This is a genomic window from Amycolatopsis sp. NPDC051371 (assembly GCF_040682155.1).
Taxonomy (GTDB): Bacteria; Actinomycetota; Actinomycetes; order Mycobacteriales; family Pseudonocardiaceae; genus Amycolatopsis.
In genome coordinates this window covers 1-19189 of record NZ_JBFBAG010000057.1, presented here as the reverse complement: position 1 = coordinate 19189, position 19189 = coordinate 1, and the positions used below count along the sequence as shown (strand labels likewise).

Below are 19189 nucleotides of genomic sequence, written 5' to 3'. Positions count from 1 at the left end.
CGGGTGCTGCTGCGCGTCGGGGCTGTGGTTGTATCTACTTTCTCGACCGCCGCGCGGCGGGGGGGGGGTTGTTGGTTTTGCTACGGTTTTGCCCGTCTGTTTCTCACTCACGACCGGGTCAGCTCAGGCCGGCGTCGTGGACCAGGATCGCCACCTGGGTGCGGTTCGCCGCCTCCAGCTTGGCCATGATGTGTCCGATGTGGACCTTCACGGTCGACTCGCTCACAACCAGCGCCTTCGCGATCTCCGCGTTGCTCAGCCCCCGTCCGATGTGGACGGCCACGTCGTGCTCCCGAGGCGTCAGCTCCCCCAACCGGAGCCGGGCCCGCGAACTCCCTCCCCCGGAAGCGAAGTCCGTCAACAGCCGCTTGGTGATCTTCGGGGACAGCATCGCCTCGCCGCGCGCCGCGACGCGGACCGCGTTGACCAGCTCGCGTGGCGGCGTGTCCTTCAGCAGGAAACCCGCCGCGCCGTGCCGCAAAGCCGCGTACACGTACTCGTCCACGTCGAACGTCGTCAGCACGACCACCGCCGGCGCCGCCGGGTGCGAAGCCAGCCGCCGGACCACCTCGATGCCGTCCACCTTCGGCATTTGGACGTCGGTCAGCACCACGTCCGGCCGGTAGCGGTCGGTCAGCTCGACCGCCCGCGCGCCGTTCGTGTCCTCGGCGACCACCTCGACGTCGTCGGCCGACTCGAGGATCATCCGGATGCCGCTGCGGACCAGTTCCTCGTCCTCCAGCAGCACGACCTTGACCGTCACATGCCCTCCCCGACCCGAAACTCCGCGTGCACCCGGAACCGCCCGTCGCCCGTCGGGCCGGTGCGCAGGTCGCCCCCGGCCAGTTCCACCCGTTCGCGCATGCCCACCAGCCCGTAGCCCGACCCCGGGACGGCGCTGCCGTGCGGGGTCAGCCGGTTCGTCACCTCGACGGTCAGCCGGTCGCCGGTGACGGCCAGCCGGACGTCGACCGCCGCGTGCGGCGCGTGCTTGCCCGCGTTGGTCAGCGACTCCTGCACGACCCGGTAGACGGCCCGCCCGACCTGGTCCGGCACCGCGGGCAGCGGGTCCGGCAGCGTCAGCTCGACCCGCGCCCCGGTCGCCGCGACCTCCGCGACCAGCTCTTCCAGCGACGCGAGCACGCCCGGACCCGCGTCCGGGGCGTCGTCGCGCAGCACCCGCAGGATGCCGCGCAGCTCGTCGAGCGCCACCGCGCTGGTGGCCCGGATGGTCTCGGCGGCCTGCTCGGTCTTCTCGTCCGGCGCCCGCAGCGACAGCGCGCCGGCCTGCAGCGCGACCGCCGTCACCCGGTGCGCGACGACGTCGTGCATCTCGCGCGCGATCCGCCGTCGTTCGGCGAAGACGGCCTGGTCGGCCAGCAGCGTCCGGGTCCGCTCGGCCTCCTCGGCGCGGTCCCGCAGCACGCCCAGCAGTGCGGCGCGCTGGTGCATCCACAGCCCGGCCAGCGCCGGGCCGAGCACGAAGAAGCCCAGCACGATCACGACGAGGGTGAAGCTCGCCGAGTCCCGCAGCACCGGCACGACGTTGCCGGCGATCCCGGCGACGACGACCGCGAGCCCGGTCACGACGCTCACGCCGTGCCGGACCGCCACCGAGTACTGCGCCACCATCAGGGGCAGCAGCGTCACCCCGGCCGGCATGCACCCCACCGCGACCAGCAGCACCAGGAAGGGCCACCGGCGCCGCGCCAGCAGCGCGACCCCCGAGACGACCACGGCGGGGACGTAGAGCGCCGGGTGCGGGTCCCGCGGGTCGCCGCCGGCCAGGGTCACCACGATCACGGCCGCGGCCACCGCGACGTCGAGCGCGAGCAGGACGACCCGGCCGTCCCACCAGCTCAGCCAGCGCTTCATCGTGTTCAGGTTAGGGCGCGCCGGATCAGCCGTCACGGCGAGCCAGGGTGAACGTGGTCGTGCCCAGCGCGAGCACGACCAGCGCCACGAACGCCACGGTCCCCGGGAGGGCGGACAAGGCCGTGCCACTGAACGGCAGCGCGGTCAGCGGCACGCCGGTGAGCGCGGCCAGCGCCGTCTCCGCGACGAACGTCCACACCGCGAACACCCCGACGGCGAGCCCGGTGTGCCGCAGCAGCCCGCCGAGCGCCACCCCGGTGAGTCCGGAGAGGACGGTCAGCAGCAGCACCGCGCCCCCCGCCCTGCCTGCCGCCCCCGCGCCGGCAGGCAGGGCGCCCCCGCCGGTCAGCACCCCGGCGGCGGTCAGCACCACCATCAGCACCCCGCCCAGCAGCCCGAGCCCGGCGGTGACCAGGGCCCGCGCGGCGACGATCCGGGCCGGCGAGCGCAGCACCAGCCGGGTGGTCGCGAGGGTGCCGTGCTGGTGGTCGAGCCCGAACGCGGCGACACCGATCGCGGCGACGAGCAGCGCCCCCAGCCGGTCGACGAGGCCGAACGCCGAGGTGAACGCGTCGAGGTCGCCGAGGTCGCGCTTGAGGCCCCAGTACAGGCCGGACGCGAACTGCAGCACCCCGGCGGTCACCAGGAGCAGCCACGTCGAGCGCAGCGAGCGGGCCCGCACCCATTCGTAGGCCAGCGCGTTCTTCACGGCAGCTCCCCCCGGTGCCGGACGGCGGCCGCGGTCGCGGCGAGGAACGCGTCCTCCAGCCCGCTCTGGCGCACGAACAGCTCCCGCACGCCGACCCCCGCCCGGCCGGCGACCGCCGCCACCCGTTCGGTGTCGGCGGTCTCGACGACCAGCTCCGCGGCATCCTGGCGCACGCGCAGGCCGTCGCGGGCCAGCGCGACCAACAGCACGCTGGGCTGGTCGACGCGGACGACGACGTCGGCCCGCGCGTGCCGCCGGACGAACTCGTCCAGGGGCCCGGCCGAGACGAGCCGGCCGGCGCCGATGACGATCAGGTCCTCGGCGAGCAGCGACATCTCGGCCAGCAGGTGCGACGACGCGAGGATCGTGCGGCCCTCCCCCGCCAGCCGCCGCAGGAGGTCGCGGATCCACCGCACGCCTTCCGGGTCGAGCCCGGTCGCCGGTTCGTCGAGTATCAGGTACTCCGGGTCGCCGAGCAGCGCCGTGGCCAGGCCGAGCCGCTGCTTCATGCCGAGGCTGAACCGGCCGGCGGGCCTCTTCGCGACGGACTCGAGACCGACGGTCGCGAGGACTTCGCGCACGCGCCCTGCCGGCAGTCCGCCGCCCGCGGCGACCATCCGCAGGTGCGCGGCGGCCGGCCGCGCGGGGTGCACCGCCGCGGCGTCGGTCAGCACCCCGACCGTCCGCAGTGGACCGGGAACCTGCGCGTAGGTGCGGCCGCCGAAGGTGGTGCGGCCGCGTCCGCGGGTCAGTCCGAGCATCAACCGGATGGTCGTCGACTTGCCGGCGCCGTTGGGCCCCAGGAAGCCGGTCACCACACCGGGTCGCACGGTGAAGGACAGGTCTTCGACGCCGGCACCGCCGCGGTAGGTCTTCGCGAGCCCCTCCGCGACGATCACCGGCGCACCGGCTCGTAGGCGTCACGACGGCCGAACACGAACCACAGCAAGCTGCCCAGGAACGGCGCGCAGAAGGCGAAGATCACCCAGACGAGCTTCATGCCGCCGCTGAGCCGCGAGCCGAGGATGCTGACCAGGGCGGCCAGGAACTGCACGACGAAGGCCAGCAGGACGGCGCCGGTCAGGCCGAGCGCGAGCCACGACCAGGTTTCCTCGTGGCCTTGGATCAGGGCGGCCGGTTGCATGGATCTCTCCTCACGTCGGTTTCTCGCATCCAAGATCGCCGATCGCGCGCCGGAGCACATCCGATCTTCGGGGACTCCGGGATAGGCGGAAAGTACTAGGCCGCCCCGCCCGCTTGTACGGCTCTTGTACGGCGTCCGCCGACGATTCGCCGCACATCCCCGATGGAGGAAACGTGAAAACCACACTCAAGGCGGCCGTGGCCACGATCGGCCTGGGCGTCGCGCTGACCGGACTGGCCGCACCCGCCGCCCAGGCCGCGTCGGCCTACCCCGTCACGACCACAGTGGACGGTCGCACCGTCAAGGACCCGGACGTCGCGGTCGGCAAGCAGCGCATCGCGAACATGTACGCCGCCGGCACGTCGGTGACGCTGGCGTGCCAGGACACCGGTCCGGAGTACGGCGGCAGCAGCATCTGGGACCTGACCACGGACGGCCTGTGGGTGCCCGACGCCTACGTCAAGACCGGCTCGACGTCGATGGTCGCGCCGCAGTGCACGACGCCGCACGCGTTCCCGGCCAAGTCGGACCTCAACGGCCGCGCGAAGAAGGGTGACGCGGCGGACGCGGCCGGCAGCGTGGCGAACAAGTACCTGACCGGCGCGTCGGTGCCGGTCGTCTGCCAGGCCACGGCGTCGGACGAGATCTGGGACTTCACCGGCGACAACCTGTGGGTGCCGGACGCCCTGATCAAGACCGGGACCGACGGGTTCGTCAGCGGCGTCCCGCACTGCGACACCGACGGCCTGAAGGCGAGCGGCTCGACGAACCCCGCGGACCCGCGCGCCGACAGCGCGATCGCGTTCGCCAAGGCGCGCCTGGGTCACACGGACTGGAACAACCAGTGCGAGCTGTTCGTCGAACGCGCCTTCGGCACCAGCGGCCGGTTCGCCTCGGCCACCACGCACTACCAGTGGCAGAAGGCCAACGGCCGCATCCACACCGGCTCGGTCGCCCCGGCCGGCACGGCGGTCTTCTTCACCAGCACCACCAGCAACGGGCACATCATGCTCGCGCTCGGCGGCGGCGTCGCGATCAGCACGGGCCCGTCGGTGTACCAGACGAGCACGTACGCGCAGCGCTCCGACTACCTCGGCTGGGCCTACGTCCCGTCGAGCTGGTAGTCCCGCGCACGTTCTCGAAGTCGATCTGCCACCCGGCGGGGACCAGGGCGCGCTCGAAGCACACCCGGTGCTCGTCGGGTTCGGGTTCGGGCTCCATGGCTGTGATCACAGCACGTGACCCGGACCTCGCAGGTCTCAATGTGAGACGCGCCGGAAAAGATCTTCCCCTATTCGCCAGGAAGTTGTTGCCCATTCACCCCGCTCGGTTCTACTGTGTCCCGGGCATTGATCGGACTACTGGGGGTCTCATGTCACTGCGCCACCGATTAGGCAAAGCCGCCCTCGCGACGGGCATCCTCGCGGGCTTGCTCGCCGCTCCGCCGACGGCACTCGCCGCGGCCGGGCCGACGACCTTGCCCGCCTCGCAGTACACCCTGGCGGCGAACTACAACCAGTTCGACGCCGTGAACACCGCTCTGGTGTCGACGCTCGGCACCGCCGCCGTCCACACGGTGATGGACAACGCGAACCACGACCGCACGGCGTTGCCGTCGTCGTTCTCCGTCGCCGGGCTGTCCACGGGTTTCCGGTTCGACAGCGGGGACAACTCCGACTGCGCGAACTACCCGCAGGGCATCACGACCAGCCGGGACGCGGTCGGCACGGCCAACAGCGGCAACTACGACGGGCACCAGCTCGTCCTGGTCAGCTGGTACACCAAGGACGGGTGTGACGGCGAGCAGGCCCGCAGCCGGATCACGCTGGTCGACTGGGACGCCACCTACCCGAACAAGTACCGCAAGGTCCTGCTGGTCGAGCCGACCGGCACGGCGGCCGCACCGGACTTCAAGGACATCCCGGTCCACGCCGGCGGCGTCTCCTGGTACGGCGACTACCTCTACGTCGCCGACACCGGGCACGGCATGCGGGTCTTCGACATGCGCAAGATCCTCAAGACGAACACCGGCGGCACGGCCGACCAGATCGGGCACCAGACCGGCAGCACGTACTACGCGCACAACTACGCGTACGTCCTGCCTCAGGTGGGGACGATCACCTCGAAGACGACGTCGGGCACGAACCTCGCATGGTCGTCGATCTCCCTCGACCGGGTGAGCAAGTCGATCGTCATGACGGAGTACACCTGCTCGTCCGGCTGCACGGACTACCCGAACCGCGCCCCGCGGGCGATCCGCTACCCGTTCGCGGCTTCGGGCACGTTCGCCGCCACGACGACGGCGAGCCAGGCGTTGCAGCTGCCCTGGTACAAACTGAACGGCGTGGCGTCGCACAACGGACGCTGGTGGTTCAACTCGTCCGGCCAGAAGCAGCTGTACTACTGGACTCCGTCGGCCGGCGCGTCCACATTCTCGTGGGTGGGCAGCGGCGAAAGCCTCTCCTACTGGGAGGACGACACGAGCGCCGACCTGCTGTGGTCGCTGCAGGAAGGCGCGGGCAACCGGAACGTCTTCGCGGTCACCCAGGCCACGTACGGCGGTGGCTGAGGTAGCCTGACGGTATCGGACACTTCAGACGTTTTAGTCAGCATCGCAACCCGAGGCGGCGGCACCGTCTCGGGTTGCTGCTTGCTGTCCTGCTGTTCCTGTCCGGGGCACCGGTCGTCCACTCGGTATCGGTGGCTTTCGACGGCCCGACTGTGGCCACTACGCAGTCACACGCTCTTGCCTCGGGTCGGCATGTGGCGCCGCGGTTGCCGGCCTCGATCCCTTGGGCTGTCGGTCCTGCTCCTGCTTCTTCTCTCGTTGCGTCTGGGTCGTCTCTTCTCGAGCAGTCCGGTGAGTCGTCTTCCGTTGGCGCTCCTTCTCTTGTGCGGTCCAGTCGTGCTCCTCCGTCCTTGGTGAGCTGAATCCCCTTTCTCCGGCACCGGTTCTCGGTGTCGTGCTCGCTGCTGTCCGGAGGACTCTTCGTGTCTACTGTTGTGCTGTCCCTTCTTGTTGCTGTCATTGCCTTTGCCGTTGGGTTGCTCGTCAAGATGTTCCGGCAGGATGAGCCTCTCTTTGGCGGGCTGGGGATCTGCCTGCTTGTCGGGCCTGGCTCTCTGCTTGCCTTTGTGCATGTGGGTCTTACTGAGTTCTAGGAATACGGCTTCGCCGGGGCGTGGGAAATCGGCGCTATCTGTCGTTACTTCCTGCTCGGTGCGGGAGCGCCGATTCCCCACGCAACGGTGCCCCTGCCGCTGTGCCGCTTCTACCTGATCGAGTGATGAACATCCGTTCGTCTGCCGGTAATCTTGGTGTGTGGACAGCGAAACGGTGTGGAAAGCAGATGCGGTGGCTCTGGCCGACCGCATCTCCACCCTGCTCACCGTCGCTCGGTCTGCTGAGGCCGAGATCGGTTCTCTGCTGACGGAAATCGAGTCCCGCGGTGTCATGGAACTCTTCGGATACCGTTCTGCGGCGCGGTTGTTCGAGCATCTGGCCGATGTTTCCAAGGCTGCTGCTGAGACTGTGGTGAAACGGGCCCGGGCTCTCACTCCCGGCCACAACCTTGACGGCACCCCGATCCCCGCCGTCGCTCCCGCCACCGGCGCCGCCGCGTTGGACGGCCGGTTGAGCACCCCGATGATCGACACCATCGTCGGCGTGACGGCCCAGGTCCCGCCCGAGCACCGCGATGAGGCCGAGCGGCACCTGCTGTCCTTCGCCTCCGAGGCCGGACACAAGCAGGTCGCCGCCCTCGGGACACGCATCCTGGCCCACCTCGATCCCGACGGCGCCGCACCCGACGAGACCGAACCCGCCACCCCCAGCCGCGAACTGTCGTTGCGCCGCAAAAGAACCGGGGTCTGGGAACTTCAGGGCCGTTTCGACGACGAAACCGGCACCCGCGCCAGCGCCCTCCTCGACTCTCTCGCGCAACGCCGCACCACCGACGAAGGCCCCGACCTCCGTTCCCCGCAGGAACGTTACGGTGATGCGTTCTCCGACGCGGTCGACTTGGCCCTCAACTCGCCAGACCTGCCCATGCAGGCCGGCGAACGAGCCCATGTCATGGTCGCGGTGTCGTTGGAGGACTTGAAGTCCGGTGTCGGCCGGGCCATCCTCGGCGACCTGGGCACGATGTCGGCGGCCGAAGCCCGCATCCACGCCTGCGACTGCAAGCTCATCCCCGCGGTACTGGGCGGCAAGAGCGAACCTCTCGACCTGGGTCACCAGCGACGCTTGATCTCCACACCGCTGCGCCACGCGCTGTACCTCCGCGACCGCGGCTGCGCCTTCCCCGGCTGCCACCGCCCACCCCGCCACTGTCAGGGACACCACATCCGCCACTGGGCAGACGGCGGCCCCACCGAGCTGGGCAACCTGGTGCTGATGTGCGCCCACCACCACCGACTGTTGCACCGCTCTGGCTGGCAAGTCCGCATCGCCGACGACGGCCTCCCCGAATTCCTGCCACCGGTGTTCTTGGACAAGCGCCGAAAACCCAGGCGCAACAACCTCCACCAACCACTGCCGTTCGCAGCGTGACAACCGAACACGGGAAAGGCCCGCAGCCACCGGCTACGGGCCTACACCCACGCCCTACCCCGATCACCCAACGCCTTCTCGCATAAGGCGGACCGTCGAAACCAACCTCGGCGCCCCGACACCCGGCGCTCAGCACCCCGAGGCTCGGCACTCGGCACTCAGCGCCCGATACTCAGCACTCGGCACTCGGCACCCGGCACTCGGCACCCGGCACCCGGCACCCGGCACCCGGCACCCGGCACCCGGCACCCGGCACCCGGCACCCGGCACCCGGCACCCGGCACCCGGCACCCGGCGCTCGATACTCGGCACTCAGCGCCCGGTGCTCAGCACCCGATACTCGGCATTCAGCGCCCGGCGCCCGACACCCGGTGCTCGGTACTCGGCGCCCCACGCTCAGCACCCGGTACCGCGGCGCTCAGCGCCCGACACCCGGCGCTCGCCCTCGGTACCCGGCGCGGGGTCCGGCGCGGGGTCCGGCGCGGGGTCCGGCGCGGGGTCCGGGGTCCGGGGTCCGGGGTCCGGGGTCCGGGGTCCGGCGAGAGTCTGACAGTCGCCGACTCCAAGCCTGCGCCCGCGCGCCAGCCCAGTTCCGCCTCCGGGCCAACATCATCGCCCCCGCGGCAGGCGCAACGATTTGTCCGAACCCAGCTCCACAACAGCCTCCCCGCAAGCCCAACCTCCCACCTCCGGCCAAGCTCAAAGCCGTTCAGCCACAACACAAACCCAGTCTGCCTCCGGGCGAACATCAACCGCTCTCGGCCGGAACAACGACTTCAAACCCTGCTCCACAAGCCGGACCCACCACCGCCCAAGACCGAAACGATCGAGCCACACCGCTAACCCAAATCCGCCTCCGGGCGAATCTCGATTCCCGCACCCGCCCGATGCAACTCCAGCACCACGATCTCGTTCACTCCCCGACGCCACAGCGGCTTCGGCGCGTACAACGTCCGCTGCGGGCCGATCTCCCAATACCGGCCCAGATTGAACCCGTTCAGCCACACGATTCCCTTCTCCCACTCGGGCAGCGCGACGAACCCGTCCTCGGGGCTCGCGACCTCAGCGAAGAAGCGGTGGAATGCCGGCCCGGACACCGCCGCGGACGAGAACCGCAGCCGGGACAGGTCATCCAACGGCAACGGGCGGATCTCCCAGCCGAACAGCTTCTGCTGGGTGCTCATCGCCACCCAGCCGTCGATGCCCTTGCGGTCCGCCAGGTACGGCCCGTAGTTCACCCGGCCCATCGCGTCGACCAGGATGTCCAGCTGTGTTGCAGGGTGAACCAACGAAAGATCCAGAGTCCCCGAAGGCTGGTTGCGGTCCAGCACCCCCAGGAACGCACCGTCCACGAACACCGACGCTCGATCGGCCAAGCCGTGGATGCTCAGCGGTCCCGAATGCGGACCCTGGACCGTCGTGCGGTAGTGGATCAACCCCGTCGCCTGGCCGAGACGCTCCATCGGTAGCGGCTGGGCGGAACGGACCGGAGAAGACAGCATCGGCAACGAATCCAAGAGCGACACAGCGGAAGACGGCGTCACCGTCTGAGCCGGCAAGCGAGCCGACCGGCCGGGGATCGGGACCGAAGGCACGCCCGTGTACTTTGTGAGCACCGATCGCAGCGCCGTGAACTTCGCACCCAGGTCACCCGCCTCGCCGACCGGGGAGTCGTAGTCGTAACTCGTCACCGTCGGTTGGTACGTCGTGCCTGACGTGTTGGCGCCGCTCGTGAACCCGAAGTTCGTCCCGCCGCAAGCCATGTACAGGTTCACTGAGGCACCGGTCGCCAGTAGAGTGTCCACATAGGACGCTATCTGCTGCGGATCCCGCGTGCCGTGTTTCTCACCCCAGTGGTCGAACCAGCCGTCCCAGTACTCCGCCATCATGACCGGCGCACCGGGTTGGAACTTCCGAAGCGCCGCCACGCTCGGCGCCGGGTCGCCGTCGCCCGTGCCGACCTCCAGGGTGCCCGGCAGCGAGCCGAATCGCATGAAGAACTCGGACGCGCCGTCGGCCGCGAACAGCAGGCTTGTCATGCCTCGGCTGCGCAGGCCGTCGCGCAGGTGGGCGAGGTAGCTCGTGTCGTTGCCGTAGCTGCCGTACTCGTTCTCGATCTGCGCCGCCACGATCGGGCCGCCGTGCTGGGCTTCCAGCGGCACCAGACGCGGGATCAGCTGGTCGTACCAGGCGTCCACCGCCCTCAGGTACGCCGGGTCGGCGCAGCGCAGCTCCAGGTTCCGGTCGGCCAGCAGCCACGCCGGGAGGCCGCCGAACTCCCACTCCGCGCAGATGTACGGACTGGGCCGGACGATCACCTGGAACCCCAGGTCGCCCGCCAACCTCACGAACGCCGGCAGGTCGCGCCAACCGCTGAAGTCGGCGCGGCCCGGTGCGGGCTGGTGGAAGTTCCACGGGACGTACGTCTCGATCGTGTTCAACCCCAGGGCCTTCAACCGGGAAAGGCGGTCGCGCCACTGGTCCGGGTGGATGCGGAAGTAGTGGATCGCGCCCGAAACGATCTGGAACGGCTTTCCGTCCAGCAGGAACCGGTCGCCGGAGACGGCGAGGCCGCGCCGACCCGCCGCCCCCGCCGGGCCGGCCAGCACCGCGCCCGCCGTGATCGCCGCCGCTCCCCCCAGGAAGCTCCGCCTGCTCACCGGATTCACGACTGCTCCCGGACCTGCGCGAGGAACGTGTCGAGGACGCCGTCGCCGACCACTGCCTGCCGGACGCCCCACCGGTTGGTGTTGCCCGTCTTCACCGCCTGCGCCCGCGTGACCAGGTCGTCGGCACGAGCGGTGAGCCGCGAAGCGCGAGCGTGGTCGCCCCGGGAGGCCGCGGAAAGGGCGTCGAGCCGGGTGACCATCGCGTCGCCCCACAGCGCCGTCGCGTCGAGCCACGAGCCGGCCTCGGCCACGAACGCGTCCTGGACCCGGCCGGCACGAACAACGGAAGCCGCGTCGCGGATCCGGACCGCGTACGCGCGCAGGTCGGCCAACGCACGGTGGTCCCCCGCGTCCCAACGTTGCCAGAACTGGGAAATCCGCGCGGCCAGCACCGGCGCCTGCGGCTGCCACGGCGTCGGGCCGAACGTCGGCGCGAGGTGCTCGAGGTCCGCGAAGACCGTCAAGGCCGCCGACGCCCAGGGGTCACCGCCCGCCAGGCGCGCGAGAGCCTCCGGCCACGACCGCGAAGGCGCGTAGCCCGCGTCGTTCCAGGCGAAGTCCGCGGCACCGAACTCGGCGACCTCGCTGGCCGCCTCCTGGTTCATCGGGTTGGCGACGATTCCGTTGAGGTACCGCGAAAGCCCGGCCTCGCGCTGCGCGTAGGGCGCGAGCAGCAGCCGCCCGGCCGACTGCTCGTAGTCGTTCACCGGGTAGTTGTCCCAGAGGAACACCTTGCGCCCGTACACCGCCGAGACCTGCGCGGCCTCGTCGGTGGTCACGCTCGGCGGGACGACGTCGGTCCCGGTCCACTGCACCACCACCGACGGGTCGAGGTGCTCGCGCAGCTCCGTCTTGTACGGCGAATCCTTCAGGTCGCTGTACTCGGTCGGCACCGTCTGCAGGGGACGGACGCCGTCGTGGGTCCGCACGAACCGCTCCGTGATCGTGTTGAGCAGCGAGACCTGCGCCGTGCCGGCCGCCGCCTGGCCGGGCGCCCCGAAGGCCGCCTGGTCGGCGTCGCAGTTCCACTTCGTGTACGAGATGTCGTCGAACGGCAGCGAGAACGACCGGACGCCGAGGTCGTAGACGGACTGGAACTTCGCCTCGACCGCCGCGATGTCGACCGGCGACGAGAAGCAGACCGAGACGCCGGGTGAGAGCGCGTAGGTGAACTCGACGTGGTGGGCCGCGGCCGACCGCACGAGCTGCCCGAGCGTGGCCAGCTCGTCGGCCGGGTACGGGTCGCGCCACTTCGCGCGCAGATAGGTGTCGTCCTTGGCGCTGTAGATGTACGTGTTCGCCTTGACCTCGCCGAGGAACGCGAGCTGCCGCAGCCGGTCCGCGGTCGTCCACGGTGGACCGTAGAAGCCCTCGATCGACCCGCGCAGGGCCATGTTCGGCCAGTCGCGCACGGCCGCGCCGCTCACCGCCCAGCCGTGTCCCGCGCGGACGAACAGCTGCCGCAGCGTCTGCACACCGTAGTACTGCCCGGCGCCGTCGCGGCCGGCGATCGTGATGCCGGCCCGGGACACGCTCAGCGCGTAGCCCTCGGCCTGTTCCGGAACGTCGCGACCGGTGCTGCCGAGCCGGATGACCAGGCCGTGGCCGCCGGCGGTGACGCCGTGGTCGCGCAACAACGACGTCAGCAGGTCCTTGGCCGCCGGGTCGGTGCCGGGGTCGGTGACGAGCGCTACCGACCTCGGCAGCGGCACGTCCGCGGACGTCCGGCTGATCTGCTGCGGGGTCGGGGAAACCACCGGAAGCGCGCCGCTCGCGGCAGCGGGTAGCGCACTTCCAGTGAGGGTGGCGGCCACCGTGACGACGGCGGCGAACAGGGCTCGGTGGCGAGTCATGGCTCCCTTTCAGGCGGCGGTGCGGTACAACGCGAAGGTGGCCAAGTACGGCGTGGCGCGGGACTGCGTGACGACGACGCGAAGCCGGCCGGCGGTCACCGGCGCGGGCAGCGTGACCAGGTGGGTGTAGCCGATCGTGGTCACCGTGGCGAGGGTCTGCCAGGTGCCGCCGATCTCGGCCTGCACAACCGCGCCTTCCACGTGCTGGCCGCGCGTGATGTCCTCGCCGAGCCGGATCTGGTCGAACGTGACCGGCCGGGGCAGCCGGATGTCGAGCGGGCGATCCAGTGGTTTCGCCGTGGTGAGCGAGGAATCCGTGACGGCCGCGGGCCCGCCCTCGGCGAGGTTGCGGCCCTCGGTCCGGGCGATCGCCTGGCCGAAGCCGGCCAGGGCGGCGGTGTCGGCGGGCGCGATCCGGCCGTCCGGGCCGGGTGGGACGTTGAGCAGCAGCGACGAGTTCCGCCCGACCGTCCGGCGGTAGGTCTCGACCAGCTGGGCGGCGGACTTCGGCTGTTCGGAAGGGTGGAAGAACCAGCCCGGCCGGATCGAGACGTCGGATTCCGAGGGCGCCCACTGCAGGTATCGCACCGACGGATCGGCCAGCTTCTGGCGGGACCCGAGGTCCGCGGCGGTCGCGCCGCCGAGGAACAGCTCCTCGTTGTGCGCGGTCCGAGGGTCGCCGGTGGTGGGGAGCGCGCTCCACTCGGTCTCGCGCGCCTGCCCGGCCTCGTTGCCGACCCAGCGCACACCGGCGGGCCCGGCGAAGGTCACGGTGTCCGGAGACAGCGCGTGGATCATTTTGAACCACGTGGTGAAGTCGTAGGTCTCGCTGATCCCGTGGTCGCGCCAGGGGTTCGCGCCGTCCAGCCACAGCTCGTCGATCGGGCCGTACTGGGTGAACAGCTCGTAGATCTGGTTGAGGTAGTAGGCGTTGTAGTCGTCCTCGTCGACGGTGAACCGCGGCAGCTTTCCGGCGGCGAGCGCGGCCGTGCGGTCGTCGTGCGGCACGAGCGTCGGGATGGTCCGGCGGGCGACCGGGCTGTTCGTCCCGTAGCGGCCCTGCCCCTGCGGCGCGCTCGCCCGGTCTTCGTAGGTGGCCTGTTCCTCGATGCTGAGCGACTGCCCGGCGGCGACCTTGGCTTCGATGCGCTGCACCTCGTCGGCGAAGAACGTCTTGGGCAGCTCGGCGCCGTCGGCGGGCGACAGGTAGACGCCGACCTCGAGCCCGGCCGCGCGAGCGGAGTCGACGTAGTCGCGCAGGATGTCGCCGCGCGGGTTGGCGCAGCCGGTGTTCCGCGTCTGCCAGTAGGCCGACGGGTCCTGGGCACGGTTCGCCTGAGCCGCGTCGCGGGCCGGGTCGGCGCAGCCGGGAGTCACCCACCACGGGCTCGCGACCACCGAGTGGTTGGTGTAGCGCGTCGGGTAGAGGACGAAACCGTCGTGGTGCTTGGCGGTGAGCATCACCTGCGAGACCCCGGCGGCCTTGAGGGACCGCATCCACTGGGCGGTGTCGACGGCCGGCGGCGCGAAGGTCGATTCGTGCTCGGCGCCGGAGCCCCACTCGCGGTCGGTGAAGGTGTTCATCCCGAAATGCGTGAACGCCGTGACCGGCCGCTGCTGCCAGGCCAGCTGCCCCTTCCGCGGGACGACGGCCGCGGCCTTCGCGACGACGCGGTCCGGGCTGTCGCAGGCGTTGACGACCATGATGGTGGCCGGCTTGATCGGCCCGCCGCAGCTCTCGGCCGCGGCAGCCGGGACCGCCACCAGGGTGCCGGATAGGACGGTGGCCGCGACGAGCAGACCGCGAAACGTCATGACTCTCCTCGTGACGGACCGCGGCCACGAGCCCGGCGGCGGCGAGACGGGGTGGACGATCGCCAGACTAGGTCGGCCATCCATCGGATGTCTAGACCTGACCAGATGACAACGAATGTCGTGGACAAGCCACCGGACCGACTTTCGGAGGAGATTGATCCGATGGGTCAAGGCGAAGCGTGCGGTCCGGTAGCCTGATGTCCGTGTTCACGAAGTGAACAGCGATTCCAGACTTCCGGCGGAGGCTCCCCGTGACGAAACCGACGCGGTCCCCGGACGCCCGCGCCGACCAGGCGGACATCCAGGCGGTGAGCCGGGTCAGCCAGATCCTCTCGCTGTTCGACCCGGCGACCCCGGAGCTGACCGCCGGCGAGGTCGCCGAACGGCTCGGCCTCAACCGCACCACGGCGTACCGGTACTGCACGTCGCTCGTCGCGGCCGGCCTGCTGGAACGCAGTCCCGACGGCGGTTACGTACCCGGCGGGCTGCTGCTGCAGCTCGGCGCGTTCGCGATCGGCCACCGCCGCGTCGTCAACCTCGCGCCGCGGCACATGCAGGCGCTCTCGCGCGCCACGCAGACCAGCGTCGTGCTCAGCCTCTGGGGCATCACCGGCCCGGTGGTCTCGCGGGTCGAGGAGAACCCCTCGACCATCGTCATCGTGTCCGTGCGGGTCGGCAGCCACCTGCCGCTGGACACCGCGCAGAGCAAGGTCTTCCTCGCCTACCACGCCGACCAGCTGTCGATGGAACGCCTGATCGGCAACCTCTCCGGCACCGCGCGCGACGAGCTGCGCGCCGACGTCGACCGGGTGCGCGCGGTCGGCCACTGCTCGGCCATGAGCACGCCCGGCATCGTCGCGGTGTCCGCGCCAGTCTTCGACGAGTACGGCATCTGCGCCACTATCGCGATCGTGGGCCCGGACAACACCCTGTCGATGAACGACGACACGCCCGAGCTGCGGGTCGTGGTCGACACCGCGCGCGAGCTCACCCTCGAGCTGGGCGGGCACTACCGGCCCGACGACGTCCAGCGGGCGGTGTAGGGCAGCCACGCCGGCTCGGGCAGCGGTGCGATGTCCGCGTACTCGCGTGCTCCGGCCAGCGCGCTGCCGATGAAGTCGTCCTGGATCCCGGCAACCCCGTCGACCAGCTCTCGGAGCACGGCGGGACCGCCGATCCACAAGGCCGTGACGACTTCGACGGCCCGCGCACCCGAAGCCAGGAACCGCAGCACGTCGTCGACCGTCCGGGCGCCGTTCGTGCCGATCAGCGGTGCGTCGAGGGCCGCGAAAGCCTTGCTCACCCAGTAAAGGCTCATCGGGAGACAGCCCGGTGAACTCCACGCACCCCACGACCCGAGCACCGAACCGCCGTCGAGATCCGGCAGGAAACCCGGGTACCGGCCGACCAGCCCGACGGCGTCCGCGCCGGCCGACCGGGCCGCCCGGGCCAGCGCGACGACGTCGGACGCCTGCCCGGGCAGCTTCACGAACAGCGGAACGTCGACCGCCTCGCGGACTACCCTCACCGCGGCGGCCACACCGTCCACTTCGGTCAGCTGACGCACCGCGCGGGCCTCCCGCCCGTGCGGTGCGCCGATGTTGAGTTCCACCGCCGGGACGACGGTGGCCATCGAGCGACCGATCCGCGCGGCGGCCGCCGGGTCGCCGAGGGTGATGCTGCCGACCACCGGGCACCCCCGCGGGCGGCCGTACGACACAGCATCCGCGAGCACCGACAGCCACTGGTCCAGATCCACCTGGGCGAGCCCGGAGCGGTTGAGCAGGCCGTCACCGAGATAGGCCGAGCCCGGCGTCCGCACCTGCCGGTCGCCTGCGACGAAGGCGTAGTCCGCGATGTCCAGTTGACGCCGGGCCGCCGCGCTTTCGTTCACCGACTTGGCCACCACCGCCCCGGCGCCCGCGTCGACGCACGCGGTGATGCCGTCCAGCGTCATGGTCAGCTCGGACGAGCCGACCCACACCGGGTTGGCGGTGACCAGCCCGCCGACGTCCATTCAGGACAGCGCCGGAATCGTGCTGTCATCGGACATGTCGACGTCCTTGGTCTCCGGGCCGAGGAAGCCGCCGAGGCTGATCAGCAGGCCGGCGAGGACGATCAGGACGCCCGGGGCGAGGTGCGCGGGCATCACCCCGTCGAACCGCTGCAGGTAGAACTGGTAGAACGCCGGGGCGATCAGCGCGAGGCTGTAGCCGACGCCGTAGCCGGTCGAGCGGATGCTCGCCGGGAACCGCTCGGTCAGGTAGGCCGCGATCGGGCCGAACGTGCCGACGGTGAACACCCCGATGAGCACGCCGAAGCCGAGCGCCGCGCCGAAGCCGCCGTTCGACGCCATCAGCAGCGTGTAGGAACCCGCGCCGATCACGACCATCGACAGGCCGTAGCCGATGTAGAACCGCCGCCGGCCGATGCGCTGGGACAGCACCCCGAACACCGGGTAGGACAACGCGGCGGCCGCGTTGATGACGAGCATGGTCAGGGTGACCTCTTTGCTCGAGAGGTCCAGGTGCGCCTTCAGCTGCGCGGGCGTCACGGCGGCTTCCATGTTGGTCGCGAGCCACGTACCGGTCATCAGGATGAACACCTGGCCCAGCGCCCGCGGGTACTTCTTCACCAGCCGGACGAACGGCAGCTTGTGCTTCTCGCCGGTCAGCTCGGACGGCGGCTCGTGGACCTGCTTCTGGTAGTAGCGGAACAGCACGGCCGCCAGCAGCGCGCCGACGAAGAACGGGATCCGCCAGCCCCACTGGACGTACGCGCTGTGCAGGCCGGCGGACGGCAGCAGCTGCAGCATGAGCAGCGTGATCGCCGCGATCACGGCGTAAGCGAGGGGCGAGGTCGACGTGATGATCGAGGCGTAGAGGCCGCGTTTGTGCTTCGGGCTCCACTCCATGGCCAATGGCACCGCTGTCGTGTACTCACCGCCGAGGAAGATCCCGTCGACGAACCTCAGTGCGATGAGGATGCCGACCGACCACGTCCCGATCGTCTCGTGCCCGGGTAGGCACGCGGTCAGCAGCGTGATGATGCCGAAGCCGCCGACTGCCACGAGCGTCGTGCGCTTGCGGCCGACCGTGTCGGCGAAGTGGCCGAAGATGATCGCGCCGAGCGGGCGGCCGATCAGCGTCGAGGCGAACACCAGGGACGCCAGCAGCGCCGTCGTGCTCGCGCTGAGGTTGGCCGCCTGGAAGTACGCCGTCGCCGGGGCCAGCACGACGATCGGCAGGTAGATGTCGAACTGGTCGACGAAGTAGGCGAGCGTCCCGCCGCGGACCGCGGCGCGCACCTTGGTCGCGTCCGGACCGTGCGGGGTACCGGGACGGGCGGCCGCCTCTGCGGCGCTGGGCGGTGTGGACATCAGCGTCCTCCGTTGCTCCGAACTGAATGTTCACCAAGTGAACGTCAGACACTCTAAATATGCGCCCGTCGATGCACAAGAGCGGTCACAGGGTTGACAGCCGGTCTTATAGTGAACTTTGACTTCATAATGTGAACCGAAAGGCCGCTCATGAGCTCGCGTCCCGCCATCGCCTCCGTCCTGGACGGCTTGGTCGACATGCACGTCCACTCCGGCCCCAGCCCGTTCCCCCGCCGCTTCGACCACGTCGAGGCCGCGCAGGACGGCGCGCGCATCGGGATGCGCGCCATGGTCGCGAAGTCCCACCACCACAACACCCAGATGGACGTCCTCGCGATGAAGGGCCGCTTGGAGGGCGTCAAGGCGCAGGCCTTCGGCGGCATCGCGCTCAACAGCACGGTCGGCGGGCTCAACGTCCACGCCGTGCGCATGACCCTGCGCATGGGCGGCAAGGTCGTCTGGTTCCCGACCATCTCCTCGGGCCGGCACATCGACTGCCACCCGGAGGACGGCGCCTTCCCGACGACCACCGTCCCGCTGACGCTGGAGCGCATCGACATCGTCGACGGCGACGGCTTCCTCAAGCCCGAGGCGATCGAGATCCTCGACGAGATCAAGGAGCAGCGGGCCGTCCTCAACGGCGGGCACATGTACCCCGAGTACATCAAGACGCTGTTCCGGGAGGCGCACGAGCGCGGCATGAAGCGGATGGTCGTCAGCCACCCGGACTTCGTCATCGGCGCCGACCCGGCCCTGTGCCGCGAGCTGATCGAGCTCGGCGCGTTCATCGAGCACGAGGTCGGCATGTACGACCCCGAGGGCACCCAGAAGTGGGACCCGAAGAACCTGCTGACCTGGATCGAGGCGCTCGGCCCGGAGCACACCGTGCTGGCGTCGGACTTCGGCCAGAAGGCCAACCCGAAGCCGGTCGACGCCTGGCTGCGCGTCGGCGAGGCGCTGCTCGACCTCGGCCTGCCGGAGAAGGACCTGCGGCGGATGGTCCGGGACAACCCGACGTACCTGCTGAACCTCGACGCCTGAAAGACATCCCAGGAGGGTAGATGTCAAGCAGCGACGTTCTCGGCGTGATGCGACCATGCGGTCTGTTCGTCGTAGACGGTGCCGGTTGTGAGGCAGCCGTGGAGAATGCCGACGAGCCGGTTGGCGAGCTGCCGCAGAGCGGCGTTGTGGCC

Annotated in this window: 16 protein-coding genes and 1 pseudogene; 6 read left to right on the top strand and 11 right to left on the bottom strand. The window is 70.3% G+C overall.

Annotation, left to right across the window (positions count from 1 at the left end; genetic code table 11):
- Nucleotides 1-118 precede the first annotated feature (118 nt).
- From AB0M59_RS45185 to AB0M59_RS45165, 5 genes are read right to left on the bottom strand one after another with little or no spacing between them, the layout of a single operon-like run.
- Complete coding sequence (locus tag AB0M59_RS45185) at nt 119-763, bottom strand: response regulator transcription factor (RefSeq protein ID WP_364628050.1); 645 nt, start codon at nt 761-763, stop codon at nt 119-121.
- Nucleotides 760-1875, bottom strand: coding sequence for a histidine kinase (locus tag AB0M59_RS45180; RefSeq protein ID WP_364628049.1), 1116 nt, complete (start codon nt 1873-1875; stop codon nt 760-762). The genes AB0M59_RS45185 and AB0M59_RS45180 overlap by 4 nt, the downstream gene beginning before the upstream one ends.
- 25 nt (nt 1876-1900) lie before the next feature.
- The gene (locus AB0M59_RS45175) at nt 1901-2584 is read right to left on the bottom strand and encodes a hypothetical protein (protein ID WP_364628047.1); all 684 of its coding nucleotides are present in this window, start codon (nt 2582-2584) and stop codon (nt 1901-1903) included.
- The gene (locus tag AB0M59_RS45170) at nt 2581-3483 is read right to left on the bottom strand and encodes an ATP-binding cassette domain-containing protein (protein WP_364628045.1); all 903 of its coding nucleotides are present in this window, start codon (nt 3481-3483) and stop codon (nt 2581-2583) included. The genes AB0M59_RS45175 and AB0M59_RS45170 overlap by 4 nt, the downstream gene beginning before the upstream one ends.
- Nucleotides 3480-3728 carry a PLD nuclease N-terminal domain-containing protein gene (locus tag AB0M59_RS45165; RefSeq protein WP_364628043.1) on the bottom strand — a complete coding sequence of 83 codons (249 nt, stop codon included), beginning with the start codon at nt 3726-3728 and terminating at the stop codon, nt 3480-3482. The genes AB0M59_RS45170 and AB0M59_RS45165 overlap by 4 nt, the downstream gene beginning before the upstream one ends.
- A 173-nt stretch (nt 3729-3901) precedes the next feature.
- Here AB0M59_RS45165 and AB0M59_RS45160 point away from each other — a divergent pair, with 173 nt between their 5' ends.
- The 4 genes from AB0M59_RS45160 (at nt 3902) to AB0M59_RS45145 (ending at nt 8280) form a co-directional block, all read left to right on the top strand.
- The gene (locus tag AB0M59_RS45160) at nt 3902-4852 is read left to right on the top strand and encodes a hypothetical protein (RefSeq protein WP_364628041.1); all 951 of its coding nucleotides are present in this window, start codon (nt 3902-3904) and stop codon (nt 4850-4852) included.
- Nucleotides 4853-5100: 248 nt separating this feature from the next.
- Nucleotides 5101-6297 (top strand): hypothetical protein, encoded by a 1197-nt coding sequence (locus tag AB0M59_RS45155; RefSeq protein WP_364628039.1) that lies wholly within the window; start codon nt 5101-5103, stop codon nt 6295-6297.
- Between the two features lie 422 nt (nt 6298-6719).
- Nucleotides 6720-6890 (top strand): hypothetical protein, encoded by a 171-nt coding sequence (locus AB0M59_RS45150; RefSeq protein WP_364628038.1) that lies wholly within the window; start codon nt 6720-6722, stop codon nt 6888-6890.
- A 160-nt stretch (nt 6891-7050) separates the two neighbouring features.
- Nucleotides 7051-8280 (top strand): DUF222 domain-containing protein, encoded by a 1230-nt coding sequence (locus AB0M59_RS45145; RefSeq protein WP_364628036.1) that lies wholly within the window; start codon nt 7051-7053, stop codon nt 8278-8280.
- Between the two features lie 839 nt (nt 8281-9119).
- Here the strand turns inward: AB0M59_RS45145 and AB0M59_RS45140 are convergent.
- From AB0M59_RS45140 to AB0M59_RS45130, 3 genes are read right to left on the bottom strand one after another with little or no spacing between them, the layout of a single operon-like run.
- Nucleotides 9120-10940 (bottom strand): beta-galactosidase family protein, encoded by a 1821-nt coding sequence (locus AB0M59_RS45140; RefSeq protein ID WP_364628034.1) that lies wholly within the window; start codon nt 10938-10940, stop codon nt 9120-9122.
- Between the two features lie 5 nt (nt 10941-10945).
- A complete protein-coding gene (locus AB0M59_RS45135) occupies nt 10946-12802 on the bottom strand; it encodes a beta-N-acetylglucosaminidase domain-containing protein (protein WP_364628032.1) in 1857 nt (618 codons plus the stop codon).
- Between the two features lie 9 nt (nt 12803-12811).
- Nucleotides 12812-14617: an alpha-L-fucosidase gene (locus AB0M59_RS45130; protein WP_364628030.1), complete on the bottom strand. Its 1806-nt coding sequence runs from the start codon at nt 14615-14617 to the stop codon at nt 12812-12814.
- 251 nt (nt 14618-14868) lie between these two features.
- On the opposite strand from AB0M59_RS45130, the gene AB0M59_RS45125 reads away from it, so the two are divergent.
- Nucleotides 14869-15660 carry an IclR family transcriptional regulator gene (locus AB0M59_RS45125; protein ID WP_364628028.1) on the top strand — a complete coding sequence of 264 codons (792 nt, stop codon included), beginning with the start codon at nt 14869-14871 and terminating at the stop codon, nt 15658-15660.
- Here the strand turns inward: AB0M59_RS45125 and AB0M59_RS45120 are convergent.
- Together AB0M59_RS45120 and AB0M59_RS45115 are read right to left on the bottom strand one after the other, a co-directional pair.
- Nucleotides 15627-16634: a hypothetical protein gene (locus tag AB0M59_RS45120; protein WP_364628026.1), complete on the bottom strand. Its 1008-nt coding sequence runs from the start codon at nt 16632-16634 to the stop codon at nt 15627-15629. The two genes, AB0M59_RS45125 and AB0M59_RS45120, sit on opposite strands and share 34 nt — an antisense overlap.
- Complete coding sequence (locus AB0M59_RS45115; RefSeq protein ID WP_364628024.1) at nt 16635-17996, bottom strand: MFS transporter; 1362 nt, start codon at nt 17994-17996, stop codon at nt 16635-16637.
- Between the two features lie 150 nt (nt 17997-18146).
- Here AB0M59_RS45115 and AB0M59_RS45110 point away from each other — a divergent pair, with 150 nt between their 5' ends.
- The gene (locus tag AB0M59_RS45110; protein ID WP_364628022.1) at nt 18147-19037 is read left to right on the top strand and encodes a DUF6282 family protein; all 891 of its coding nucleotides are present in this window, start codon (nt 18147-18149) and stop codon (nt 19035-19037) included.
- 23 nt (nt 19038-19060) lie between these two features.
- On the opposite strand, the pseudogene AB0M59_RS45105 reads toward AB0M59_RS45110, so the two are convergent.
- Nucleotides 19061-19189 (bottom strand): annotated as a pseudogene (locus tag AB0M59_RS45105) (IS110 family transposase); the annotation flags it as partial.